Genomic DNA, 23,105 nt, shown 5'->3' on the forward strand with positions numbered 1-23,105 from the left:
CCGCGGGGCGCCAGGAGGAGCCGCGCCCCGCGGGAGGTCGGGGTCAGGCCGTCGCGGCCTCGGCGGGGATCTCCGCCTGGCGGGTGGGCGCGGCGCCGACGCCGCGGACGAGGCCGAGCTTGCCGGCGACGATGTACAGGATCATCGACAGGAAGAGGCTGATCAGCGACGGGATCCCCCAGGTGACGAAGTAGCCGACGAGGGAGGAGATCAGCCAGATCACGATCGTCGCGGGCACGATCCGCGGGGCGACGGCCGGGAGCACGCCCTGCTCGCGGCTCTCGTCGAGCTCGCGCCGCCAGCGACGGACGATGAAGTACTCGGCGACCATGATCCCGGCGATCGGCGGGAAGGCGACGCTCAGCACGATGAGGAACTGCGTGAACTGGCCGAGGATGCCGGCGGCGGCGAGCACCGAGCCGACGACGCCGAGCACGATGGTGGTGCTGACGCGGTGCAGGTTCTTGCCGAACGTGGTGGAGATGAAGTTCACCAGACCCAGGGTCGAGGAGTACAGGTTCCAGTCGTTGATCTTCAGCGTGCCGGTGATGACGATGACGAGGCCGATGAGGCCGACCGAGCTGGTCACGATCGCGACGATGTCGCCGGACTTCGCGGCGTGCGCCAGGAGCACCCCGGCCAGGCCGATCACGAACTCGCCGAGGGTGACGCCGACCACGGTCTGCTTCACCACGTCTGCGCGGGAGCGGTTGTAGCGGGTCATGTCGCCGGTGATGATCGCGCCGACGATGAGGCCGCCGGCGACGATGCCGGTGCCCGCCCACACGCTGATGTGCGGGCCGGGAGCGGCGCTGGCGATCAGCGAGCCGATGTCGTGGCGGCTGAGCTCCGAGATCACCGACCAGCCGACGAGCACGAGGAACAGCGGCACGGTGATGTTGGCGAGCCACTGCATGCCGAGGAAGCCGAAGGCGACGATCGCGGTGACCGCGAGGCCGAACAGCAGGCTCCACAGCCAGGGCGGCAGCACGCCGGGCATGAGCGCGTTCAGCGACTGTGCGGAGATCGCGGACTGGATCCCGAACCAGCCGATCAGGCTGATGCCGATCGCGAGGCCGACGAGGGACGCGCCGATCTCGCCGAAGCCGGTCCACCGGGCCAGCAGCGCCGTGTTCAGGCCCTCGCGCTGGCCGATGAAGCCGACGATGCACATGATCACCTCGAGGATGAGGGATCCGAGCAGGAACGCGAGCGCGGCCTCGCCGAATGTCATGCCGTAGCCGAGGGTGGCGCCGAGCAGGAACTGGGAGAGCGCGGAGACCTGGCCGAAGCGCTGGACGGCGATGCCGAACCAGGGCTTGCGGGCCTGGGGTGTCACACGGGAGAGGGCGAAGTCGTCGTGCGTCGCGATGTGGGCCATGGGCTTTTCCTTCGGGAAGGGGATGATTCCGCCCACGCTAATTCGACGGTGCGAGATGCACTATGTGCGATCAGCACTGATCTGAGGATGTCTTCGACATAACGCACATTCATGGATGATCACGGGCGTACGGGCGGGCGCGGTCGCGCGCGTGTCGAAGCGTCCCCGCGCGATCTGCCCCCGGTATGCCATTTGTCTGGAATCACAGACAGGCCTCCTCGAAACCGCCTGTTCCGAGCCCGCCCGAGGGTGTGGAATCATCTCATGCCCCACACTTCCCCCGTCACCATCGGTTCGACGCCGCTGCGTCCCGAGGATGTCGTCGCCATCGCCCGCCACCACGCCCCGGTCGTCATCGACGCCGGCGCGCTCGACCGCGTCGCGGCCGCCCGCGGCGTCATCGACGGCATGGCCGCCGACCCGAAGCCGCACTACGGCGTCTCGACCGGCTTCGGCGCCCTCGCCACCACCTTCATCGCCCCGGAGCGCCGCCGCCAGCTGCAGCTCAGCCTGATCCGCTCGCACGCGGCCGGCACGGGCGCCGAGGTCGAGACCGAGGTCGTCCGCGCGCTGCAGCTGCTGCGCCTGCAGACCCTCGCCTCCGGGCACACCGGCGTCCGCACCCAGGTCGTCGAGACCTACGCCGCGATGCTCAACGCCGGGATCACCCCGATCGTCCGCGAGTACGGCTCGCTGGGCTGCTCGGGCGACCTCGCCCCGCTCGCCCATGTCGCGCTCGCCAGCATGGGCGAGGGCGACGTCCGCAACGCGGCCGGCGACCTGGTCCCCGCCGCCGACGCGCTCGCGATGGCCGGCATCGAGCCGCTCGTCCTGCTCGAGAAGGAGGGCCTCGCCCTCATCAACGGCACGGACGGCATGCTCGGCATGCTCGTGCTCGCGCTGCACGACCTGGACAACCTCTTCATCACCGCCGACATCTCGGCGGCCATGTCGATCGAGTCGCAGCTCGGCACGGACGCGGTCTTCGCCGCCGACCTGATGGCGCTGCGTCCGCAGATCGGCCAGGCCGTCTCCGCCGCGCACCTGCGCGCCTTCCTCGGATCCTCCCCGATGGTCGCCAGCCACAAGGGCCCGGAGGACGGCCGCGTGCAGGACGCCTACTCGCTGCGCTGCTCGCCGCAGGTGCACGGCGCCGCCCGCGACACCGCCGCCTACGCCACCACGATCGCCGAGCGCGAGCTCGCGAGCGTGGTCGACAACCCCGTCGTCACCAGCGACGGCCGCATCGAGTCCAACGGCAACTTCCACGGCGCTCCCGTCGCCGCGGTGCTGGACTTCCTCGCGATCTCCGTCGCCGACGTGGCCTCGGTCGCCGAGCGCCGCACCGACCGCGCCCTCGACCCGGCCCGCAACCACGGCCTTCCCCCGTTCCTCGCGGACGAGGTCGGCGTGGACTCCGGTCTGATGATCGCGCAGTACGCCGCCGCCGGCATCGTCTCCGAGCTCAAGCGCCTCGCGGTGCCGGCCTCGGTCGACTCGATCCCGTCCTCGGCCATGCAGGAGGACCACGTCTCGATGGGCTGGTCCGCCGCCCGCAAGCTCCGCCGCGCGATCGACGGCCTCGGCCGCGTCCTCGCGATCGAGATCCTCACCGGCGCCCGCGCCCTCGACCTGCGCGCCCCGCTCGAGGCCGGCCCCGCCACCGGCGCCGTCCGCGACCTGGTCCGCACCGTGGCCGGCGGCCCCGGCCCCGACCGTTTCCTCTCTCCCGACATGGAGGCCGTGACCGCCCTCGTGCAGTCCGGCCAGATCGCCGCTATTGCGAAGGAGCACGCGAATGACTGACACCACCACGACGACCGCGGGTCCGACCCTGTCGGACCCGACCCGCCACATCCGCGCCATCCGCGGCAACGAGCGCACCGCGAAGAGCTGGGGCGCCGAGGCCGCCAAGCGCATGCTGATGAACAACCTCGACCCCGAGGTCGCCGAGCACCCCGAGGACCTCGTGGTCTACGGCGGCACCGGCCGCGCCGCGCGCAGCTGGGAGGCGTACGACGCGATCGTGCGCACCCTCGACGAGCTCGAGCCCGACGAAACCCTGCTCGTGCAGTCCGGCAAGCCGGTCGGCGTGTTCCGCACCCACGAGTGGGCGCCGCGCGTGCTGATCGCCAACTCGAACCTCGTCGGCGACTGGGCCACCTGGCCCGAGTTCCGCAAGCTCGAGGCCGAGGGCCTGATGATGTACGGCCAGATGACGGCCGGATCCTGGATCTACATCGGATCCCAGGGCATCCTGCAGGGCACCTACGAGACGTTCGCGGCCGTGGCCCGCTCGCTCGGCAAGGAGTCCCTCAAGGGCACCCTCTCGCTCACCGGCGGGGCCGGCGGCATGGGCGGTGCGCAGCCGCTCGCCGTCACCCTGAACGACGGCGCGTGCCTCATCGTCGACGTGGACGAGTCGCGTCTCGCGCGCCGCGTCGACCACGGCTACCTCGACGTCTACTACACCGACCTCGACGAGGCGATCGCCCGCGCCGTCGCCGCCAAGGAGGCGGGCGAGGCCCTCTCCGTCGGCATCGTCGGCAACGCCGCCGAGGTCTTCCCCGAGCTGTTCCGCCGCGGCGTCCCGATCGACATCGTGACCGACCAGACCAGCGCGCACGACCCGCTCGCGTACCTGCCCATCGGCATCTCGGTCGAGGACTGGAAGGCCGAGGCCGAGCGCGACCCGGAGGAGTTCACCCGTCGCTCCCGCGAGTCCATGGCCGCGCACGTGCGTGCCATGGTCGCGTTCCAGGACGCCGGCGCCGCCGTGTTCGACTACGGCAACTCGATCCGCGCCGAGGCCGTTCTCGGTGGCTTCGACCGCGCGTTCGAGTTCCCCGGCTTCGTGCCGGCGTACATCCGCCCGCAGTTCGAAGAGGGCCGCGGCCCGTTCCGCTGGGCCGCCCTCTCGGGTGACCCGGAGGACATCTACAAGACCGACCGCGCCATCGCCGAGCTCTTCCCCGAGGACGCGGCCCTGCACCGCTGGCTGGAGAAGGCCGGCGAGAAGGTCCACTTCGAGGGTCTGCCCGCCCGCATCTGCTGGCTGGGCTACAAGGAGCGCCACCTGGCGGGCCTGAAGTTCAACGAGATGGTCGCCTCGGGCGAGCTCTCCGCGCCGATCGTGATCGGCCGCGACCACCTCGACTCCGGCTCGGTCGCCTCGCCGTACCGCGAGACCGAGGCCATGAAGGACGGCTCGGACGCGATCGCCGACTGGCCGCTCCTGAACGCGCTGCTGAACACCGCGTCGGGCGCCTCCTGGGTGTCGCTGCACCACGGCGGCGGCGTCGGCATCGGCCGTTCCATCCACGCCGGTCAGGTGACCGTCGCGGACGGTTCGGCGCTGGCCGCGGAGAAGCTCGAGCGCGTGCTGACCAACGACCCGGGCACCGGCGTCATGCGGCACGTCGACGCGGGCTACGACCACGCGAAGGACATCGCGCGGGAGCGCGGGCTCAAGGTCCCGATGGGGCTCTGAGCTCCGGCTCCGACACAGACGGCGTCCCGCCCTCTGCTCCCCGTCGGGGGATGGGGGCACGGAGGGCGGGGCGCGACCCTGGCGCAAGCCGGATCTCTCTTGAGGACCGACCACCGGTCCTGAAGACCGTGTCCCACTTTCTGCTGTTCCGAGACCGGAATTGCAGCAGAAAGTGGGACACCGTCGTACACAATGTGGGACATCATCGACGCGGAGGACGCATGCGGATCCTGATCACGAACATCGGCGAGCTGACGACGAACACTCCGGCGGACCCTGAGCGTGTCGAAGGGGCGGACCCCTGCGGCACGCTGCACGACGCCGCAGTCCTCATCGAGGACGACCGGATCGCGTGGGTCGGCCCTGCCGACGACGCTCCCGACGCGGACGAGGTGGTCGACGCCGCCGGCCGCGCCGTGATCCCCGGTTTCGTGGACAGCCACAGCCATCTCGTCTTCGGCGGCGACCGGGCCGCGGAGTTCGAGGCGCGCATGCAGGGCCAGAAGTACGCGGCCGGCGGGATCCGCTCCACGGTCGCCGCGACCCGCGGCGCGAGTGACGACGAGCTGCGCGCGCGCCTGCGCGGCTTCCTCGACGAGATGCTCGCGCAGGGCACCACCACGGTCGAGATCAAGAGCGGCTACGGCCTCGACCTCGCCACCGAGGAGCGCCTCGTGCGCCTCGCGGCCGAGGTCACCCCCGAGGTCACCTTCCTCGGCGCGCACGTCGTGCCCGCCGAGTACGCCGACCGCGGCGACGAGTACGTCGACCTCGTGACCGGCGCGATGCTCGACGCCTGTGCCCCGCACGCCAAGTGGATCGACGTCTTCTGCGAGACCGGCGCGTTCACCGTGCCGCAGTCCCGCCGCGTGCTCGAGGCCGGCATCGCCCGCGGCCTGCAGCCGCGCGTGCACGCCAGCCAGCTCGGCCCGGGCGAGGGCGTGCAGCTGGCCGTCGAGCTCGGCGCCGCGTCGATCGACCACGGCACCTACCTGACCGACGCCGACGTCGACGCGCTCGCCGCGTCCGACACGGTACTCACCCTCCTGCCGGGCGTCGAGTTCTCCACCCGCCAGCCCTACCCGGACGCCCGCCGCCTCATCGACGCCGGCGTGACCGTCGCGATCGCCTGCGACACGAACCCGGGATCCAGCTTCACCTCGTCCATGCCGTTCTGCATCGCCGTCGCCGTGCGCGACATGAGGATGACGGTCGCCGAGGCGATCCACGCCGCCACCGCCGGGGGAGCGGCGGCCCTGCGCCGCACCGACATCGGCGCGATCGCGCCCGGCATGCGCGCCGACGTCGTGCTGCTGAAGAGCACGAGCCGCGTGCACCTGGCCTACCGCCCGGGCGTTCCGCTCGTCGACGCCGTCTGGAAGGACGGCGTCCGGGCGGTCTGACCCGCTCGATCCCTCGCTGATGGCCTGACGATCGTGTCCCACTTTCGGCTGTAGTTCGGCCGGATCCGCAGCAGGAAGTGGGACACGGCCCGCAGGAACTGGGACACGGCCCGCCGGAAGCGGGACACGGCCCGCCGGAAGCGGGACACGGCCGGCGTTCAGCGGGACACCCTCAGCCGAGCGCCTCCGCGCACACCACCGCGGCCGCGGCGGACCAGGCCTGCGGGCGGCACGACGCCGGGTACGGCACGGGCCGCACGCCCTGCACACGGGCGTCGCCGGCGTGCAGCTCGGGCATCCGGTAGTCGAAGCCCTCCGCCGCATCGACGAGCTGCCGGGCGACCGCGGCCGCATCCTCGCGCAGACCGGCGCGGAGCATGCCGTGCACCGCCACCGCGGTGTCGTGCGCCCAGACGCTGCCGCCGTGGTAGCTGAGCGGCCAGAAGCCCGCGGCCCCCGAGGACATGGTGCGGATTCCGAAGCCGCTCGACATCGTGTCGCCCCGGAGCAGGGCCGTGCACGCGCGCTCCTCCTCCGGATCGAGCAGCCCGGTGCCGATGAGGTGGCCGATGTTGCTGGTCAGGGAGTCGACCGCGGCGCCGTGCGCGTCGAGCGCGATCGCCGGATAGCGCCCCTCGGGCGTGACCACCCAGTACGCCGCGCGGAAGCGGTCCCGCAGGTTCGCGGCCCAGGTGCGCAGATCCTCGCTGCCCGCCTCGCCGAGCGCGTCGAGCAGGTCCGCTCCGCGCACGGCCGCCTCGTAGGCGTAGGCCTGCACCTCGCTGAGCGCGATCGGGCCCTCGGCGAGCCGGCCGTCGCGCCACTGGATCGAGTCGCCGGAGTCCTTCCAGCCCTGATTGGCGAGGCCGTGCCCGGTCTGGTCCACGTAGTCGATGAAGCCGGATCCGCTGGCGTCGCCGTGGTCGATCATCCAGCCGAGCGCGGCGCGCAGGTTCGGCAGCAGGGCGCGCACCTCGGCCTCCGGCATGCCGGCGTCGCGCGCGTCGGCGAGCAGGCACACCCAGAGCGGCGTCGCATCCACGGTGCCGTAGTAGAGCGGCGGCAGGCGGACCCCCTCGTTCGGCAGTGAGAGCGCACCGCTGCGCAGCTCGTGCGGGATCTTCCCCGGGGCCTCGGCGGTGGCGGGGTCCTTCTTCGTCCCCTGCAGCCGCCCGAGCACCCGCAGCGTCGAGGCGGCGATCGCCGGGTCGAGCGTCAGTGCGAGACGCGCCGCCCAGATCGAGTCGCGGCCGAAGAGCGTGAAGAACCACGGCGCCCCGGCGGCGTAGAAGGCATCCTCCGGATGGGCGGGCACGGCGAGGCGCAGCGCCGCCAGGTCGCCCGCCGCGCGGTCCAGCCAGCGGCGCAGGCGCGGATCCGTCGTGTCGGGCACGGCCGGGTGCGGGGCCGATGCGGGCGCCGTCACCACCAGGGCGTCGTCGGCGAGCGCGAGGTCGAGAGCGAACTCCGCCGTCGACCGCGGCGCGAGCACGGCCGACCAGCGCACCGCGAGCCCGGCATCGGAGACGGTGATCTCCGCGCCCGGGGCGGTCAGCCCGAACGAGGCGGTCCCCGATGTGACGCGCGTGCCGTCCCAGTCCCAGGCGCCGTCGTGGGCGAGGCCCGCTTTGACCTGCTGCAGCGGCGCGAAGTCGGGGACGATGCGCGCCGTCACCGCGACGGGCACCGGCACCTCGCGGTGGGAGGTGATCCGGATCCGCTCCGCGACCCCGCCCGCACGCACGGTGCGCGTGCGATCGAGCCGCACCTTGGGGTCGGGCTGGTCGTCGTCGATCCCACGCAGGACGCCGGCGAACACCACCTGCTGCGGACCGGGGGAGGAGCACGCGATCGACTCGACCTCGGTGCCCTCGACCGTGACCGCGAGCACGCGGACGTGCCGTACGTCGCCGTGGTAGACGCCGTGGATGGGCGCGGACCCCAGGTCCCCGGTCTCGTCCGACCACACCTGGGTCGGCGCCTGCAGGGCGATCACGGCGTCGTCGAGCAGCGGCTGGAGGGGCGGCGGGGAGGCGGTCATGCAGAGAGCTCCTTCGTGGGGTGCAGGGTGCGGGGATGCGGGATCCGGGGTGCGATCGGCGCGGCGGACAGGGGCGGGATCACGACAGGTTGGGGCGGGCGAGGCCGTGCGCGCGCCACAGGGTCACTCCTTCACCGCCCCGTCGCTCGAGTTCATGATGCGCTTCTGGAAGACGAAGAACATCACCGCGACGGGGATCGTCATGATGATCGCCGCGGCGAGCTTCAGCGGGTACTGACGGCCCTGGCTGAGCTGGCCGTTCGCGAGCTGCGCGACGCCCTTGGTGAGGGTGGTCAGTTCGGGCGACTGCGTCGACACGATGAAGTGCGCGAGCTCGTTCCAGGAGCCCTGGAACGACAGGATCACGATCGTGATGAGCGCCGGGCGGGCCATCGGCAGCACGATCGACCAGAACACCCGGAAGGTGCCCGCGCCGTCGATCCGGGCCTGCTCCTCGACGGAGACAGGGATCGACTCGAAGAAGTTCTTCATGATGAACACGCCTGCGGCGTCGACGAGCAGCGGCAGGATCATGCCGGCGTACGAGTCGTACATGCCGAGTGTGTTGATCACCAGGAACTTCGGGATGAGCAGCACCACGGTCGGCACGCTCATGACGGCCACGAGGCCGGCGAACACGACGGACCGTCCGCGGAAGCGGAGCCGTGCGAGCGCGTAGCCGGCCAGCGAGTTGAAGAACACCCGGCCGAGCGTCACCACGATCGTCACGGTCACCGAGTTCCTGAACCAGGTGGGGAAGTCGCTGCGCAGGAACAGCTGCGTGTAGGCCTCGGTCGTGAGAGTCTGCGGCACCAGGGTCAGCGGGTTCGCCGCGGCATCCGGATCCGTCTTGAGGCTCGTCGAGACCTGGATCAGGAACGGATAGATGTAGACGATCGCGAGCGCGACGAGCAGCGCGTACAGGATCGACGTGGAGGCGATCCGCGCGGTCGTCCAGTGTCGACGCCGCGGGGTGAAGGACGTGGTGGCGCTCATCGCGGGCCTCCCTCGGTCGCGGTCGTCGTGCCGGCGTCGGCGCGGGCGGCCGCTGCGGCCCGGGCGGCGGCGCGCTCGGCGGCGAGGACGTACGGCCGGTTGCGGCGGTGGGAGACCTTGCGCTCGCGCAGCACCCAGCGCTGGATGAGCGTGAACGCGATGATGATGACGAACAGGATGAACGCGATCGCCGCACCCTGACCCCACTCCTGGTTCAGGAACGACGCCTGGTACGACTGGAACGCCGGGGTGATCGTGGTCTTGGCCGGCTGGCCGCGCGTGCCGGTGTAGATCTGGTCGAAGATCTGCCAGCAGCCGATGAGTCCGAGCGTGAGCACCGTGAAGAGGGTGGGGCGCAACTGCGGAAGCGTGACGCGCCAGAACCGCTGCCAGCCGTTCGCGCCGTCCACCATCGCGGCCTCCTGCACCTCACCCGAGATGTTCTGCAGGGCGGCGAGGAAGAGCAGCATGAACGTGCCGCTCGTGGTGAAGATCGCCATGATGATGTAGACGCACATGGCGACGCTGGGGCCGCCGATCCAGTCCCAGAACGAGACGCCGAGGAAGCTGTTCTGCGTGAGCGCGGCGGGGCCCGAGGCGGCGCCGAAGTGCAGGATCCCGGAGGGGTCGTTGAGCCAGTTGGGGCCGTTGATCCCGAGCCAGCCGAGGGCGGCGTTGATGGCGCCCGTGGTCGAGAAGAGGAAGAGGAACAGCACGGTGATCGCCACCGAGCTGGTCACGGAGGGGAAGTAGAAGGCGGTGCGGAAGAAGCCGCGGCCCTTCAGGATCTGCCGGTTCACGAGCACGGCGAGCAGGAGGCTCAGCGCAGTCTGGCACGGCACGACGAGGATCACGTACCAGGCGTTGTTCTTCAGGCTCATGCCGAAGTCGGCCTCGTCCAGCCCTCCGCCGAGGAGCAGAGCGGCGTAGTTCTTCAGGCCGACGAAGGAGACGCCGCCGGAGAAGGGCGACCCGCGGCCGCCCCAGTCGCTGACGCTGACCCACAGCGCCATGAGCACGGGGACGAGCAGGAACAGTCCCAGCAGGAGGAGCATCGGGGCGGTGAAGAGCCACCCCGATGCGGTCTCGCCGCGCCGCACACCCTGGTGGGTCGGGCGACGGCGAGACCGCTCGGTGGAGGAGGCCATGATTACTTCAGGAGGGCTTCCAGGTTCTTCTGCGTGGCGTCGAGGATCGTCTTCGGGTCGCCCGTGGCCAGCGTGCCCAGCTTGCCGTTGAAGTCCTTGACGACGTCGGCCGAGCCCTTCAGCGTCGGCACGCCCTGCGCGTAGTCGGCACCGTTCAGGAACGGGACGAGCGCGGCGTTGTCCTTCTTCCAGGCGTCCGCGGCCGACTTGATCGACGGCATCGGGCCGAACGCCTTCGAGAAGGCGAGCTGGCTGTCGGCGCTGGTCAGGTGCTCGACGAGGTCGAGAGCGGCCTTCTGGTTCTTGCTGTCGGCGGAGATGCCCCAGCAGTTCGTGAACTGCAGGGTGCCCTTCTTGCCGTCCGGGCCGGCCGGCAGCTCGACGGCCTTGTACTTCACCGTCGGGTAGTCGTTCGACATGGCGCCGGTGATCCAGTTGCCCTCCACGACCATCGCGGCCTTCTGGGTGCCGAACGCCTCGCCGCCCCAGCCGGATCCGAGGTCGGCGGCGAACTTCATCGAGCCGCCGCCCAGCAGCCCCTTGACGTAGTCCAGCGCCGTGACGTTGCCCGCGGCGTCCGCCGTGGCCTTGCTCGAGTCGGCGTTCATCAGGCCGCCGCCGGCCGCGACCATGAAGGCGCCGACGCGGGCGTACTCGCCGCTCATCGACAGGCCGACGTGGCCGTCCGCGGTGAGCTTCTTCGAGACCGCGGCGAGCTGGTCCCAGGTCTTCGGGATGTCGGCGTCGGTGAGGCCGGCCTTCGCCCACATGTCGGTGTTGATCACGAGCTGCAGCGTGGAGAAGTCCTTGGGTGCGCAGTAGAGCTTGCCGTCGTAGGTGAACGACTTCAGCAGGCTCGGGTAGAAGTCGTCCTTGTTCTTGAGCTGGTCTCCGTAGGCGAGCAGCGAGCCGTTGGAGGCGTAGCCGGCGAGAGCGTCGGTGGACAGGTAGAACACGTCGGCGGGGGAGCCGGATGCGAAGCCCTGTGAGAGCTGCTGGTTCAGGTCGCTGGCCGCGGTGACCGTGGCCTTGGTGCCGGATCCCTTCGACCACGACGCGACCGCGCTGTTCACGGCCTTGGTCTCGGCGTCGCCGGAGGAGCCGATGAGGATGTTCAGCGGCTTGTCGGATGAGGTGAGGTCGCCCGAGGACGCCGACGGGCTGCCGCCGGAGAACCCGGACCCGCATCCGGTGAGGACGATGCTGCCGGCGAGGACCAGCGCTCCTGCTCCGATCGCGACGCGCGTGCTGTGCCGTGTCATGTCTCTTCTCCCTTGATGAGCGTCTCTGATGCGCAAGACGGATCGATCAATGATTTGAACGATCAAATGGTGTGTCGACTACGCTAGGCGGCAGCATCGGGAGTGTCAAGGTGACAGGCGGGGCGCAAGTGCGCGCCGTGGGACGCAGAAGGGGGAGCGCATGGGCAGACCGCCGACCGTCGAGGACGTCGCGCTGCGTGCCGGGGTGTCCCGGCAGACGGTCTCCAACGTGCTGAACGCCCCCGACATCGTGAGGCCGGACACGCGTGAGCGCGTGCAGCAGGCGATCCGCGACCTCGGCTACCGGCGGCACGCGGCCGCCCGGCAGCTGCGCACCCGCCGCAGCTCCACGATCGGCATCCACCTCGACCCCTACGTCGGCGGGGTCTCCGGCGTCGTGCTGGACCGCTTCGTGCACGCGCTCACCGAACGGGCCAGCGATCGCGGCATGCGGATGCTCGTCTACGCCGCGCGCACCGCGGACGACGAGATCGCCCGGCTCGCCGAGCTCTGGGAGGGATCCGAGATCGACGCCGCCATCATCACTGGCACCTTCCACGGCGATCCGCGCACGCACTGGCTGAACGAGGCGCGGCTGCCGTTCGTCGCCTTCGGTCGGCCGTGGGGCGAGGACGACCTCGCGGCGCCCGCGCACCTCTGGGTCGATGTGGATGGCGCAGCCGGGACCGCCGCGGCGACACGACACGCCCTCACCTTCGGCCCGCGCGTCGCGTTCCTCGGCTGGCCGAGCGGATCCGGCACCGGCGACGATCGTGAGCGCGGCTGGCTCCGGGCGATGGCGGCGGCGGGGGCCTCCGGTCCGCGGTGGGCGGCCGAGGAGGATGTCGCGATGGCCCGCGCGGTCGTCGCCGCCGCGACGGAAGAGGTCGACGCGGTCGTCTGCGCGAGCGACTCCCTCGCGATCGGGGCGCTGCTCGCGCAGTCCGGATCCCGGCGCGTGCCCGTGATCGGCTTCGACAACACCCCGACCGCCGAGGCGCTCGGCTTCTCCAGCGTCGAGCAGCGGCCCGAGGATGTCGCGGCGGGAACGCTCGAGCTGCTCATGGGCCCGACCGGGGAGGTGGTGACCCCGCGCGACGTCGTCGCCGGCGCCGCGCACATCCTGATCGAGCCGCGCCTCGTGGTGCGCTGAACGCCGGCGCGATCCCGGGTGACGGGTGAGCCCCGGTCGAAGGTCGAGCGGGACGAGCGCCGGACTCGCCCCGGATCGGCGGCGGCTCAGCCCCGGCCGGCCAGCGCGGCCAGCAGCTCGAGCACGCACAGTGCTGCGAGCCGCACCGTGCGCGCGTCCTCGTCGTCGGCGGTGGCGTCGACCTCGGCGATGTCGGCGCTGACCACGCGGGCGTCCGCGGCGATCCCGCGGACGAGCGCGCGCAGCTCCCACGCCGCGAAGCCGCCGGGGATCGACGCGGGGCAGCCCGGGGTCGCTGCGCGGTCGCAGGCGTCCACGTCGATGTCGAGGTGCACGCGGGAGGCGTCGCCGGCGCCGGCGATCTCGAGCGCCTCCGCGACGACGTCGGCGATGCCGCGACGGCGCACCTCGTCGAGGGTGATCACGCGGATGCCCCAGTCGGCCGCGCGCTGGGCGTAGGCCGCGGAGTTCGCGAAGTCGGCGATCCCGATCTGCACGATGCGACGCGGGTCTATCGCGGTGCCGTCGGGAGCGTCCTCGACGAGTCGGCGCACGGGGGATCCGTTCGAGACGCCGTCGCGCAGGTCGAAGTGCGCGTCGATCGTGATGAGGCCGTTCGCCCCGGATCCGAGCGCGACCGGGTAGGTGAGGGAGTTGTCGCCGCCGAGCGCGATCACGAGGCGGGATCCGGCGGAGACCTCGGCGACCCGGGCGATCGCCCGCGCCACGCCTTCATCGCCGTCGGGCTCGTGCACGTCGCCGGCGTCGGCGATCCGCAGCACCTCGTTGAGGTCGACCGCCGGCGTCCCCATCAGGGTCGGGCTGTAGCGGCGCAGCGCGTCGCGGATCGCGGCCGGCGTCGCGTGCGCACCGGTCGGGGAGAGGGACGTCCGCCACGTCGGCACGCCGAGCAGCACTGCGTCGGCGCCCGTCTCGAAGGCCGGCCAATCGCCGCCTCGGGGCCAGACGGGATCGTGCGACAGTGCCATGGGGGTCCCTTCTCGGACGTTGTCGGAAGCGCGACCGGCATCCGTCTTCCAGCGTGTCACGGGCCGCGACGCGCTCAGGAGCTGCGCCCCTCATGGTGTCTGGTCGTCGAGACATCGGGCCCGGCGATCCGTGTCGCATCGTGCAGATCGTCGCAGGCCGGCCGGGGAGAGGGCGGGGCGACGGAGGGCGGCCGGGGCGCCGACCCGTCGGCCGGTCAGCCCGGGATCACGGCGTTCGCGACGGCGAAGATCGCGAGCCCGGCGAGGGCGCCGACGACCGTGCCGTTCAGGCGGATGTACTGCAGGTCCCGCCCGACCATGAGCTCGATCTTCTCCGTGGTCTCGGCCGGATCCCAGCGCTCGACGGTGTCGGTGATAATCGACGCGATGTCGTGCCGGTAGCGGTCGACGAGGAACACGGCGGCGTCGGTCGCCCAGGTGTCGACGCGGTGCTGCAGGCCGTCCTCGGTGGCGAGGCGGTGGCCGATGTCGGCGACCGCGGCCGTCGCCCGGTGCCGCAGCCCGCTGTCGGAGTCCGCGAGCGCCGCGAGCAGGCCGGCCTTGGCGGTGTTCCACGCCTCGGCCGCCAGGGCGCCGACGCGCGGGCTGTCGAACACGGCGGCCTTCGCGTGCTCCAGGCGGGCCCGGGTGGCCGGATCGTGCTGCAGATTGCGGGCGAGCCGGGCGAGATAGCCGTCCAGGGCGCGCCGGGCCGGATGGCGGGGATCCGTCTGCACCGCCCGCACGAACCGCACCGCCTCGTTGTAGGCGGCCTCGTCGACGAAGCGATGCGCCAGCCGGGGCATCCATGACGGCAGCCGTCGCGAGAGCAGGCCGTGGAAGGCGGCCGCGTTGCCGTTCAGCCAGGTGGCGATGCTGTCGACCGCGAGGTCCACGGCGTCGCGGTGCGCGTCGGCGGCGACGATCCGCTCGAGCCACGCCCCCGCGGGTGTGCCCCACTCGGGTTCGACGAGGTGCTCGCGGGCGAGGTCCGCGATGAGGTCGCGCACGTCGTCGTCGCTCAGCGCCCGCAGCACCGCCGCGGCGATCGTGGAGCCTTCCGCGGCGACCCGCTCCGCGTGCTCGGGCATCACCAGCCAGGCGCCCAGCCGCCGGGCGATCGCGGTCTCGCCGAGCTTGGTGCGCACGACCTCGTCGGACAGGAAGTTGGTCTCCACGAACTCGCCGAGGGTGCGGCCGATCTCGTTCTTGCGGTTCGGGATGATCGCGGTGTGCGGGATCGGCAGGCCCAGCGGGCGGCGGAACAGCGCCGTCACCGCGAACCAGTCCGCGAGGGCGCCGACCATGCCGCCCTCCGCCGCGGCGCGCAGATAGGCGAGGCCCGGGTAGCGGCCCTGCAACCAGAACGCGACGATGAACGCCAGGGTCATCACTCCGAGCGCGGTCAGGGCGACGGCCTTCATCCGCCGCAGCGCACGCAGGCGCTCCCGATCCGCGAGGGACAGCAGCGCGGTCGGTGCGGAGTGCATGCGCCCATCCTGCCACCGGCCCGGTCGGCCCCGCCCCGCCGCCGACCGTGTCCCACTTCCGGCACCATCGTGTCCCGATTTCTGCTGTCCGGAGGGGCGGAAGGCTGCAGAAAGTGGGACACGGTCAGTACGGCTGGGTCGAGGACACGATCAGGCAGGCCGCCCCGTGCCGGGCGCGGTAGCCTCGTCCTCGTGATCGAAGACATCAAGAAGCGCGCCCTGCACCGCACCAGCATCCTGGAGGGGCAGCTCCGCGGCGTCGCGAAGATGATCGAGAACGAGGAGTACTGCATGGACATCATCACGCAGTCCCGAGCGATCCAGCGCTCCCTCGAGTCGCTGAACAAGCTGCTCCTGGAGAACCACCTGCGCACCCATGTCGCGCACATGTTCGACGAGGGCGGCGACCAGCGCGAGCAGGCAATCGACGAACTGCTGAAGGCGTTCGACTTCCAGGCCAAGTAGACCAGGGTCGGGATCCGCGGAACTCGATGCGCTGACCCGCCGCGTCGAACCGCGTCTTCGCCCCCTCGCGCCGTCTTCGCCCCCTCTGGGCGACGCCCGTACGAGGGGGCGAAGATGCGCAGAGGGGGGCGGAGACCCGCGACCAGGCCACGTGGGCCGGCGGGCTACAGCACCGACTCGGCCTCCTTCAGCACCCCGCGCAGGATCCCGGTGATCTCGCGGAACTCCGCGGGACCGATCGTGAGCGGCGGGGCGAGCTGGATCACGGGGTCGCCGCGGTCGTCGGCGCGGCAGTACAGCCCGGCCTCGTACAGCGCCCCGGAGAGGAAGCCGCGCAGCAGGCGCTCCGACTCGTCGTCGTCGAACGTCTCGCGCGTCGCCTTGTCCTTGACGAGTTCGATCCCGAAGAAGTAGCCGTCGCCGCGGACGTCGCCGACCAGCGGCAGGTCGAGCAGGGTCTCCAGCTCGGCGCGGAACAGAGGGGAGTTCTCCCTGACCCGCTCGTTGAGCTTCTCCTCCTCGAAGATGTCGAGGTTCTCCAGCGCGACCGCGGCCGAGACCGGATGGCCGCCGAACGTGTAGCCGTGCGGGAAGGACAGGTCGCCGTGCGAGAAGGGCTCGTAGATCCTCTCGCTCACGATCGCGGCGCCGAGCGGCGAGTAGCCGCTCGTGATGCCCTTCGCGCACGTGATGATGTCGGGCACGTAGCCGTAGGCGTCGCACGCGAACATGTGCCCGATCCGGCCGAAGGCGCAGATCACCTCGTCGGAGACGAGCAGCACGTCGTAGCGGTCGCAGATCTCCCGCACGCGCTGGAAGTAGCCGGGGGGCGGCGGGAAGCAGCCGCCCGAGTTCTGCACCGGCTCGAGGAAGACCGCGGCGACGGTGTCGGGGCCCTCGAACTGGATCATCTCCTCGATCCGGTCGGCCGCCCAGACGCCGAAGGCCTCGGGGTCCGTCGGCGCGCCCATCTCGGCGGCGCGGTAGATGTTCGTGTTCGGCACCCGGAAGCCGCCCGGGGTGACCGGCTCGAACATCGCCTTCATCGCGGGGATGCCGGTGATCGCGAGCGCGCCCTGCGTCGTGCCGTGGTAGGCGATCGAGCGCGAGATGACCTTGTGCTTGGTGGGCTTGCCGCGCAGCTTCCAGTAGTGCTTGGCGAGCTTGAACGCTGTCTCCACCGCCTCCCCGCCGCCGCTCGTGAAGAAGACCCGGTTCAGGTCGCCGGGTGCGTAGCCGGCCAGGCGGTCGGCGAGCTCGATCGCCGCCGGGTGCGCGTAGGACCACAGCGGGAAGAAGGCGAGCTGCTCGGCCTGCTTCGCTGCGGCCTCGGCGAGACGCCGCCGGCCGTGGCCGGCGTTGACGACGAACAGGCCGGCGAGCCCGTCGATGTACTGCTTTCCGGTGTCGTCCCAGATGTGGTGGCCCTCACCCCGGACGATGATCGGCACGCCGCCGCGGTCCATCGTGGACTGGCGGGTGAAGTGCATCCAGAGGTGATCGTGTGCTTTCTGCTGGAGATCGGCGCTCATGTGCTGATTCTGACACTCGAGTCCGAAGATGACAACTGAAATCGTATGTGAATATCCGGAATGCCTTCGGATTCCGAGGCTTTGACGATCAGGCGTCGTCGAGCGGGCCCAGCCAGGCGGTCGCGGCGGTCGAGTGCGCCGACTCCGGATCCGAGGGGTGGAACGCGCCGGCCAGCACATCGCGGTAGATCCGGGACAGCTCGTTGCGGGAGAAGTAGGAGCCGCCGCCCGCGACGAGCATCGCCTCGTCGGCGACCTGCTTGGCCATCGTCACGGAGCGGTGCTTCAGGCCCGACAGCAGGGTGAACCAGCGCGGGCCGTGGTCGGCGAGCGTGTCGACGTCGCGCGCGAGGGCGGCGATCTGCGGCGGCAGGGCGTCGTAGGCGAGGCCCATCGACGCGACCCGCCAGCGGATGTCCGGATCCTGGCTGTAGCTCGCGCCGGTGCGCTTGGATCGCCGGCTCTTCGCGGTCTCCACGGCGAGGTCGAGCGCCCGGCGGGCGATGCCGGTGTAGACGGAGGCGAGCAGGATCTCGAACACGCTGAAGATGCCGAAGACGATCGGATCCGGGTTGGGGCCGGGATCGATCCGGCGGACGATGTGCGCGTCCTCGGCGGTCGCGCCGTTCAGCCGGGTGGTGCGGCTCTGCGTGCCGCGCATGCCGAGGGTGTCCCAGTCGTCGGAGGTCGTGACGGCGTCGGTGCGCTCGACGAACGCGAACACGAGCTTCGGCGCGTCCTCGCTCGTCGTGTCGAGGCCGTGCAGCCCGAGCATCGTCCACACCGGGGCGAGGGAGGTGAAGATCTTGGTGCCGGTGAAGGAGTAGCCGCCGTCGCCGGTCGGCGCGGCGTCGGTGTCGCTGCCGAAGAGGACGAGATCGTTCCCGCCCTCGCTGATCCCGAACGCGAACACCTCGCCGCGCACCGCGCCGTCCTGCACGAACCCGAGCCCCGGCACGCCGCGATCCGAGAACACCTTCGCGACCCCGGTCCAGACGAGGTGCATGTTGATCGCGAGCGCCGTCGCGGGCGCCGCCTCGGCGAGCCGCTGCTGCAGGAGCGCGGCCTGCTCGAGCCCGAGCCCCGCACCGCCCCGCTCGGCGGGAACGAGGATCGACAGGTACCCGGCGTCGCGGAGCTCGTCCAGATCCTGCTGCGGGAACGTGTTCTCGAGGTCGTGGATCGGCGCGCGCTCGCGGATCCTCTCCAGCAGGTCGTCGGGCAGGAAAGCGGAGGGATCGAACGCCATGGGGAGAGCTTAGTTCGGCGGCGGCCGGGCGGTCAGGGCAGCGTGACCGCCTCGGTGTCCGGGATCGGGGCGGCGTCGCGGCCGCGGAGGTCGGGGAACGCGCGCACGAACGCGACCGAGACGACGAGGGCTGCGGCGGCGAACAGGGTCGCGGTGAGGTAGGCGCCGACGGGGGAGCCCGTGCCGTCGATGAGGAAGCCGGCGATCGCGGATCCCGCGGCCGCGCCGATGAGCTGGCCGGTGCCGACCCAGCCGAACGCCTCCGCGGTCTCGGAGAACTTCACGCTCGCGGAGGTGATCGCGAAGAGCACGGCGAGCGCGGGTGCGATCCCGACGCCGGCGGCGATGAGCGTACCGCCGAGCCAGAACACGTTGAGCGAGACCATCGTCAGTGCAAGGCCGACCGTGACGATCACGAGCCGTCGCGCCATCGCCCACGGTCCGATCGGCACCGTGCCCGAGGCGAGGCCGCCGACGAGGCTGCCCACCGAGAACACCGCCAGCACGAGGCCGGCCGAAAGTCCTCCCTCGTTGAAGGTCCGCACCACGCCGACCTCGACCGCGGCGCAGCTGCCGATGAGGAGGAAGCCGATCACGGTGGCCAGCAGCACCGGCGGCTTGAGCACGACGGCCCCGAAGCCGCGACGGCTGCGGGGGATCCGCACGCGTCCGACCTCGGGGGAGAGGATGAACCACGCGCCGCCCGCGACGAGCACTCCCGCGACCAGGAGCAGTCCCGTCACCGTGCCCAGCTGCGTGGACACGATCGTGATGAGCACGGGCGCGACGATCCAGATGATCTCCTGCAGTGACGCGTCGAGGGAGAACAGCGGCGTCAGATGCGCGGCGTTCACGAGCTTGGGGTAGATGGTGCGCACTGCGGACTGGATCGGCGGCGTGGAGAGTCCGGCGACGAGCCCGAGCGCCATGTACCCGGGGAGGGGCAGCCGCAGGAGGGCGAGGCCGAGGAACGCGAGCACGCAGACCGAGAGCGTCAGCGTGAGCACGCGGCGCATGCCCCAGCGGCCCATCCAGCGGCTCGTGATCGGGCCGGCGACGGCCTGGCCCACCGAGGAGGCGGCGAGCACGAGGCCCGCGGCGCCGTACGAGCCGGTCGCGTGCTCGATGTGCAGCAGGATCGCGAGGCTCGACATGCCGTTCGGGAAGCGCGCGGTCAGCTGAGCGGCGATGATCCGCCCCACCCCGTGCGTGCGCAGCAGCTCCCTGTATCCCGATCCGGCCACGGACCCACGTTACCGGTCGGGATGCTCCGGATGCGGGGGCCTCGGAGGCGCGTCCGGGACGCCTCCGGTGCGACACGCCGACGACACGCCGGAGGGCGGATTCCACAGCCTGGGGAATGTCGGAGGCCCCTCCTAGCGTCGCTTCTGTGGACGGATCCTCCGAGGTCGTTCCCGACCCGCGGGAAATCGCGGTTCGGGAGGCCGGCGAGCCTCTCGCCGGGTGTGGACAAGACCGTGGAGAACCTGTGGTGAACCGGTGGAGAGCGGTGGAAAACTACAAGGATGTAACTACTACCCCTTGTGGTCGACCCGAATGTCTGTCCCTATATGTAGTATTGAAGTCCCGGCGGGGCCTCCTGCCCGACAGCCGGGTTCTGAGGGGAAAGAAGAGGCGTAATACATGTCCATCACGGTCTACACCAAGCCCTCCTGCGTGCAGTGCAACGCGACCTACCGCGCGCTCGACGCGAAGGGCATCGAGTACGAAGTGCACGACGTCTCCGAAGACGCTGCGGCGCTCGAGCACGTGAAATCGCTCGGATACCTGCAGGCGCCGGTCGTCGTCACCGACGAGGACCACTGGTCCGGATTCCGCCCGGACAAGATCGACGAGCTCGCCGCCCGTCTCGCATAACCGTCCTGAGGGGGCGCCCGCATGAACGCCGCCATCGCGACCGCCGCGCCGCTGCTGGTCTACTTCTCGAGCATCTCGGGCAACACCGCCCGATTCGTCGAGAAGCTGAGCCTTCCGGCGCGGCGGATCCCGTTGCACAGCACCGAGGAGCCGCTCGTCGTCGATGAGCCCTTCGTGCTGATCACGCCGACCTACGGCGGCGGGCAGGGGCGCGGCGAGGAGAAGGGCGCAGTACCCAAGCAGGTCATCCGGTTCCTCAACGACGAGCGCAACCGGCGATACATCCGCGGCGTGATCGCCGCAGGCAACACCAACTTCGGCGAGTCGTTCTGCGCCGCCGGAGACATCATCAGCCGCAAGTGCCACGTGCCGCACTTGTACCGGCTCGAACTCTTCGGCACACAGGACGACGTCGCTCGGGTGACCGGCGGATTGGAACGATGGTGGAAGCAGCAGCAGTGAAGGAAGAAGCGGCCTTCAAGGTCAACGCGGCGTACGAGGGCATGGACTATCACGCCCTGAACGCGATGCTGAACCTGTACGACGCGAACGGGCAGATCCAGTTCGACGCCGACAAGCGCGCGGCGCGGGAGTACTTCCTGCAGCACGTGAACCAGAACACGGTGTTCTTCCACTCGCTCAAGGAGCGCCTCGACTACCTCGTCGAGAAGGAGTACTACGAGGGCGCGGTCCTGGCGAAGTACCCGTTCGAGTTCATCCAGAAGCTCAACGACCTGGCCTACTCGAAGAAGTTCCGCTTCGAGACGTTCCTCGGTGCGTTCAAGTACTACACGAGCTACACGCTGAAGACCTTCGACGGCAAGCGTTACCTCGAGCGCTTCGAGGACCGCGTCGTGATGACCGCCCTCGCGCTCGCCGACGGCGACGAGAAGCTCGCGATCGCGCTCGTCGAGGAGATCATCTCCGGCCGCTTCCAGCCGGCGACCCCGACCTTCCTCAACGCCGGCAAGGCGCAGCGCGGCGAGCTCGTCAGCTGCTTCCTGCTGCGCATCGAGGACAACATGGAGTCGATCGCCCGCGGCATCAACTCCGCCCTGCAGCTGTCCAAGCGCGGCGGCGGCGTGGCCCTGCTGCTGAGCAACATCCGCGAGTCGGGCGCCCCGATCAAGCAGATCGAGAACCAGTCCTCCGGCATCATCCCCGTGATGAAGCTCCTGGAGGACAGCTTCAGCTACGCCAACCAGCTCGGCGCGCGCCAGGGCGCGGGCGCGGTGTACCTGAACGCGCACCACCCCGACATCATGCGGTTCCTCGACACCAAGCGCGAGAACGCCGACGAGAAGATCCGCATCAAGACGCTGTCCCTCGGCGTCGTCGTGCCGGACATCACGTTCGAGCTCGCGAAGAACGACGAGGACATGTACCTCTTCTCGCCGTACGACGTCGAGCGCGTCTACGGCGTGCCTTTCGGCGACGTCTCGGTCACCGAGAAGTACCGCGAGATGGTCGACGACCCGCGGATCAAGAAGACCAAGATCAACGCGCGCGAGTTCTTCCAGACCCTCGCCGAGATCCAGTTCGAGTCGGGCTACCCGTACATCATGTTCGAGGACACGGTGAACAAGGCCAACCCGATCAAGGGCCGGATCAACATGTCCAACCTGTGCAGCGAGATCCTGCAGGTCAACACCCCGACGACGTTCAACGAGGACCTGTCCTACGCCCAGATCGGCAAGGACATCTCGTGCAACCTCGGCTCGCTCAACATCGCCCTGACGATGGACGGAGGCGACCTCGCGCAGACCGTGGAGACCAGCATCCGCGCCCTCACCGCGGTGAGCGACCAGAGCCACATCGGCTCCGTGCGCTCGATCGAGGACGGCAACGACCGCTCGCATGCGATCGGCCTGGGGCAGATGAACCTGCACGGCTACCTCGCCCGCGAGCACGTGTTCTACGGCTCCGAGGAGGGCGTCGACTTCACGAACATCTACTTCTACACGGTGCTCTTCCACGCGCTTCGGGCTTCCAACCGGATCGCCATCGAGCGCGGTGAGACGTTCGACGGATTCGCCGACTCGACGTACGCGTCCGGCACGTTCTTCGACAAGTACATCGACGAGGAGTGGGTGCCCGCGACCGACAAGGTCAAGGACATGTTCTCGGGCCACCACATCCCGACGCAGGACGACTGGCGCGAGCTGAAGGCGTCCGTGCAGCAGCACGGCATCTACAACCAGAACCTGCAGGCGGTGCCGCCGACCGGATCCATCTCCTACATCAACAACTCGACGAGCTCGATCCACCCGATCGCCGCGAAGATCGAGATCCGCAAGGAGGGCAAGCTCGGCCGCGTCTACTACCCGGCGGCGTTCATGACGAACGACAACCTGGAGTACTACGAGGACGCCTACGAGATCGGCTACGAGAAGGTCATCGACACGTACGCCGCGGCCACCCAGCACGTGGACCAGGGCCTGTCGCTGACGCTGTTCTTCAAGGACACCGCCACCACCCGCGACATCAACAAGGCGCAGATCTACGCCTGGCGCAAGGGCATCAAGACGATCTACTACATCCGCCTGCGGCAGATGGCGCTGGAGGGCACCGACATGACCGAGTGCGTCTCCTGCACGCTCTGATCGTCCGCTGATCCGGGAATTCTGA

The 23,105-nt window shown here is 70.3% G+C and carries 18 protein-coding genes; 8 read left to right on the forward strand and 10 right to left on the reverse strand.

Annotation, left to right across the window (positions count from 1 at the left end):
• Window positions 1–43: 43 nt before the first annotated feature.
• Window positions 44–1,381 carry a purine-cytosine permease family protein gene (locus RBR11_RS07940; protein WP_308488793.1) on the reverse strand — a complete coding sequence of 446 codons (1,338 nt, stop codon included), beginning with the start codon at window positions 1,379–1,381 and terminating at the stop codon, window positions 44–46.
• A 264-nt stretch (window positions 1,382–1,645) separates the two neighbouring features.
• Here RBR11_RS07940 and hutH point away from each other — a divergent pair, with 264 nt between their 5' ends.
• The 3 genes from hutH (at window position 1,646) to hutI (ending at window position 6,274) form a co-directional block, all read left to right on the forward strand.
• The gene (hutH, locus tag RBR11_RS07945; RefSeq protein WP_308488794.1) at window positions 1,646–3,187 is read left to right on the forward strand and encodes a histidine ammonia-lyase; all 1,542 of its coding nucleotides are present in this window, start codon (window positions 1,646–1,648) and stop codon (window positions 3,185–3,187) included.
• A complete protein-coding gene (hutU, locus tag RBR11_RS07950; protein WP_308488795.1) occupies window positions 3,180–4,871 on the forward strand; it encodes a urocanate hydratase in 1,692 nt (563 codons plus the stop codon). The genes hutH and hutU overlap by 8 nt, the downstream gene beginning before the upstream one ends.
• A gap of 221 nt (window positions 4,872–5,092) precedes the next feature.
• Window positions 5,093–6,274 carry an imidazolonepropionase gene (hutI, locus tag RBR11_RS07955; RefSeq protein WP_308488796.1) on the forward strand — a complete coding sequence of 394 codons (1,182 nt, stop codon included), beginning with the start codon at window positions 5,093–5,095 and terminating at the stop codon, window positions 6,272–6,274.
• A gap of 172 nt (window positions 6,275–6,446) precedes the next feature.
• On the opposite strand, the gene RBR11_RS07960 is transcribed toward hutI, so the two are convergent.
• The 4 genes from RBR11_RS07960 to RBR11_RS07975 all read right to left on the reverse strand — a co-directional run bounded on the left by RBR11_RS07960 (window position 6,447) and on the right by RBR11_RS07975 (window position 11,721).
• Window positions 6,447–8,315 (reverse strand): glycogen debranching N-terminal domain-containing protein, encoded by a 1,869-nt coding sequence (locus RBR11_RS07960; RefSeq protein ID WP_308488797.1) that lies wholly within the window; start codon window positions 8,313–8,315, stop codon window positions 6,447–6,449.
• A gap of 123 nt (window positions 8,316–8,438) precedes the next feature.
• A complete protein-coding gene (locus RBR11_RS07965; protein ID WP_308488798.1) occupies window positions 8,439–9,311 on the reverse strand; it encodes a carbohydrate ABC transporter permease in 873 nt (290 codons plus the stop codon).
• Window positions 9,308–10,459 (reverse strand): carbohydrate ABC transporter permease, encoded by a 1,152-nt coding sequence (locus tag RBR11_RS07970; protein ID WP_308488799.1) that lies wholly within the window; start codon window positions 10,457–10,459, stop codon window positions 9,308–9,310. Before RBR11_RS07970 ends, RBR11_RS07965 begins: the two co-directional genes overlap by 4 nt.
• 2 nt (window positions 10,460–10,461) lie before the next feature.
• Window positions 10,462–11,721 carry a sugar ABC transporter substrate-binding protein gene (locus RBR11_RS07975; RefSeq protein ID WP_308488800.1) on the reverse strand — a complete coding sequence of 420 codons (1,260 nt, stop codon included), beginning with the start codon at window positions 11,719–11,721 and terminating at the stop codon, window positions 10,462–10,464.
• Window positions 11,722–11,881: 160 nt separating this feature from the next.
• On the opposite strand from RBR11_RS07975, the gene RBR11_RS07980 reads away from it, so the two are divergent.
• Window positions 11,882–12,874 carry a LacI family DNA-binding transcriptional regulator gene (locus RBR11_RS07980; protein ID WP_308488801.1) on the forward strand — a complete coding sequence of 331 codons (993 nt, stop codon included), beginning with the start codon at window positions 11,882–11,884 and terminating at the stop codon, window positions 12,872–12,874.
• An 86-nt stretch (window positions 12,875–12,960) separates the two neighbouring features.
• On the opposite strand, the gene RBR11_RS07985 is transcribed toward RBR11_RS07980, so the two are convergent.
• Both RBR11_RS07985 and RBR11_RS07990 read right to left on the reverse strand, forming a co-directional pair.
• Window positions 12,961–13,863: an agmatinase family protein gene (locus RBR11_RS07985; protein WP_308488802.1), complete on the reverse strand. Its 903-nt coding sequence runs from the start codon at window positions 13,861–13,863 to the stop codon at window positions 12,961–12,963.
• 215 nt (window positions 13,864–14,078) lie between these two features.
• The gene (locus RBR11_RS07990) at window positions 14,079–15,353 is read right to left on the reverse strand and encodes a DUF445 domain-containing protein (RefSeq protein ID WP_308488803.1); all 1,275 of its coding nucleotides are present in this window, start codon (window positions 15,351–15,353) and stop codon (window positions 14,079–14,081) included.
• A 192-nt stretch (window positions 15,354–15,545) separates the two neighbouring features.
• Between RBR11_RS07990 and RBR11_RS07995 the strand changes: the two genes are divergently transcribed.
• A complete protein-coding gene (locus RBR11_RS07995) occupies window positions 15,546–15,818 on the forward strand; it encodes a metal-sensitive transcriptional regulator (RefSeq protein WP_308488804.1) in 273 nt (90 codons plus the stop codon).
• 164 nt (window positions 15,819–15,982) lie between these two features.
• Here RBR11_RS07995 and RBR11_RS08000 read toward each other — a convergent pair whose 3' ends face one another.
• From RBR11_RS08000 to RBR11_RS08010, 3 genes are all read right to left on the reverse strand, one after another.
• On the reverse strand, window positions 15,983–17,350 hold the full coding sequence (locus RBR11_RS08000) for an aspartate aminotransferase family protein (protein WP_308488805.1): 1,368 nt from the start codon (window positions 17,348–17,350) through the stop codon (window positions 15,983–15,985).
• Between the two features lie 88 nt (window positions 17,351–17,438).
• Complete coding sequence (locus RBR11_RS08005; RefSeq protein ID WP_308488806.1) at window positions 17,439–18,599, reverse strand: acyl-CoA dehydrogenase family protein; 1,161 nt, start codon at window positions 18,597–18,599, stop codon at window positions 17,439–17,441.
• A 32-nt stretch (window positions 18,600–18,631) separates the two neighbouring features.
• A complete protein-coding gene (locus RBR11_RS08010; protein WP_373889786.1) occupies window positions 18,632–19,792 on the reverse strand; it encodes an MFS transporter in 1,161 nt (386 codons plus the stop codon).
• A gap of 451 nt (window positions 19,793–20,243) precedes the next feature.
• Here RBR11_RS08010 and nrdH point away from each other — a divergent pair, with 451 nt between their 5' ends.
• The 3 genes from nrdH to nrdE are packed head-to-tail and all read left to right on the forward strand — an operon-like array spanning window position 20,244 to window position 23,080.
• The gene (nrdH, locus tag RBR11_RS08015; protein ID WP_045251249.1) at window positions 20,244–20,477 is read left to right on the forward strand and encodes a glutaredoxin-like protein NrdH; all 234 of its coding nucleotides are present in this window, start codon (window positions 20,244–20,246) and stop codon (window positions 20,475–20,477) included.
• A gap of 21 nt (window positions 20,478–20,498) precedes the next feature.
• Window positions 20,499–20,939 (forward strand): class Ib ribonucleoside-diphosphate reductase assembly flavoprotein NrdI, encoded by a 441-nt coding sequence (gene nrdI, locus RBR11_RS08020; RefSeq protein ID WP_308488808.1) that lies wholly within the window; start codon window positions 20,499–20,501, stop codon window positions 20,937–20,939.
• A complete protein-coding gene (gene nrdE, locus RBR11_RS08025) occupies window positions 20,918–23,080 on the forward strand; it encodes a class 1b ribonucleoside-diphosphate reductase subunit alpha (RefSeq protein ID WP_308488809.1) in 2,163 nt (720 codons plus the stop codon). The genes nrdI and nrdE overlap by 22 nt, the downstream gene beginning before the upstream one ends.
• Window positions 23,081–23,105: the final 25 nt, after the last annotated feature.

Origin of the sequence: Microbacterium capsulatum (assembly GCF_030865425.1) — a bacterium.
GTDB lineage: Bacteria > Actinomycetota > Actinomycetes > Actinomycetales > Microbacteriaceae > Microbacterium > Microbacterium capsulatum.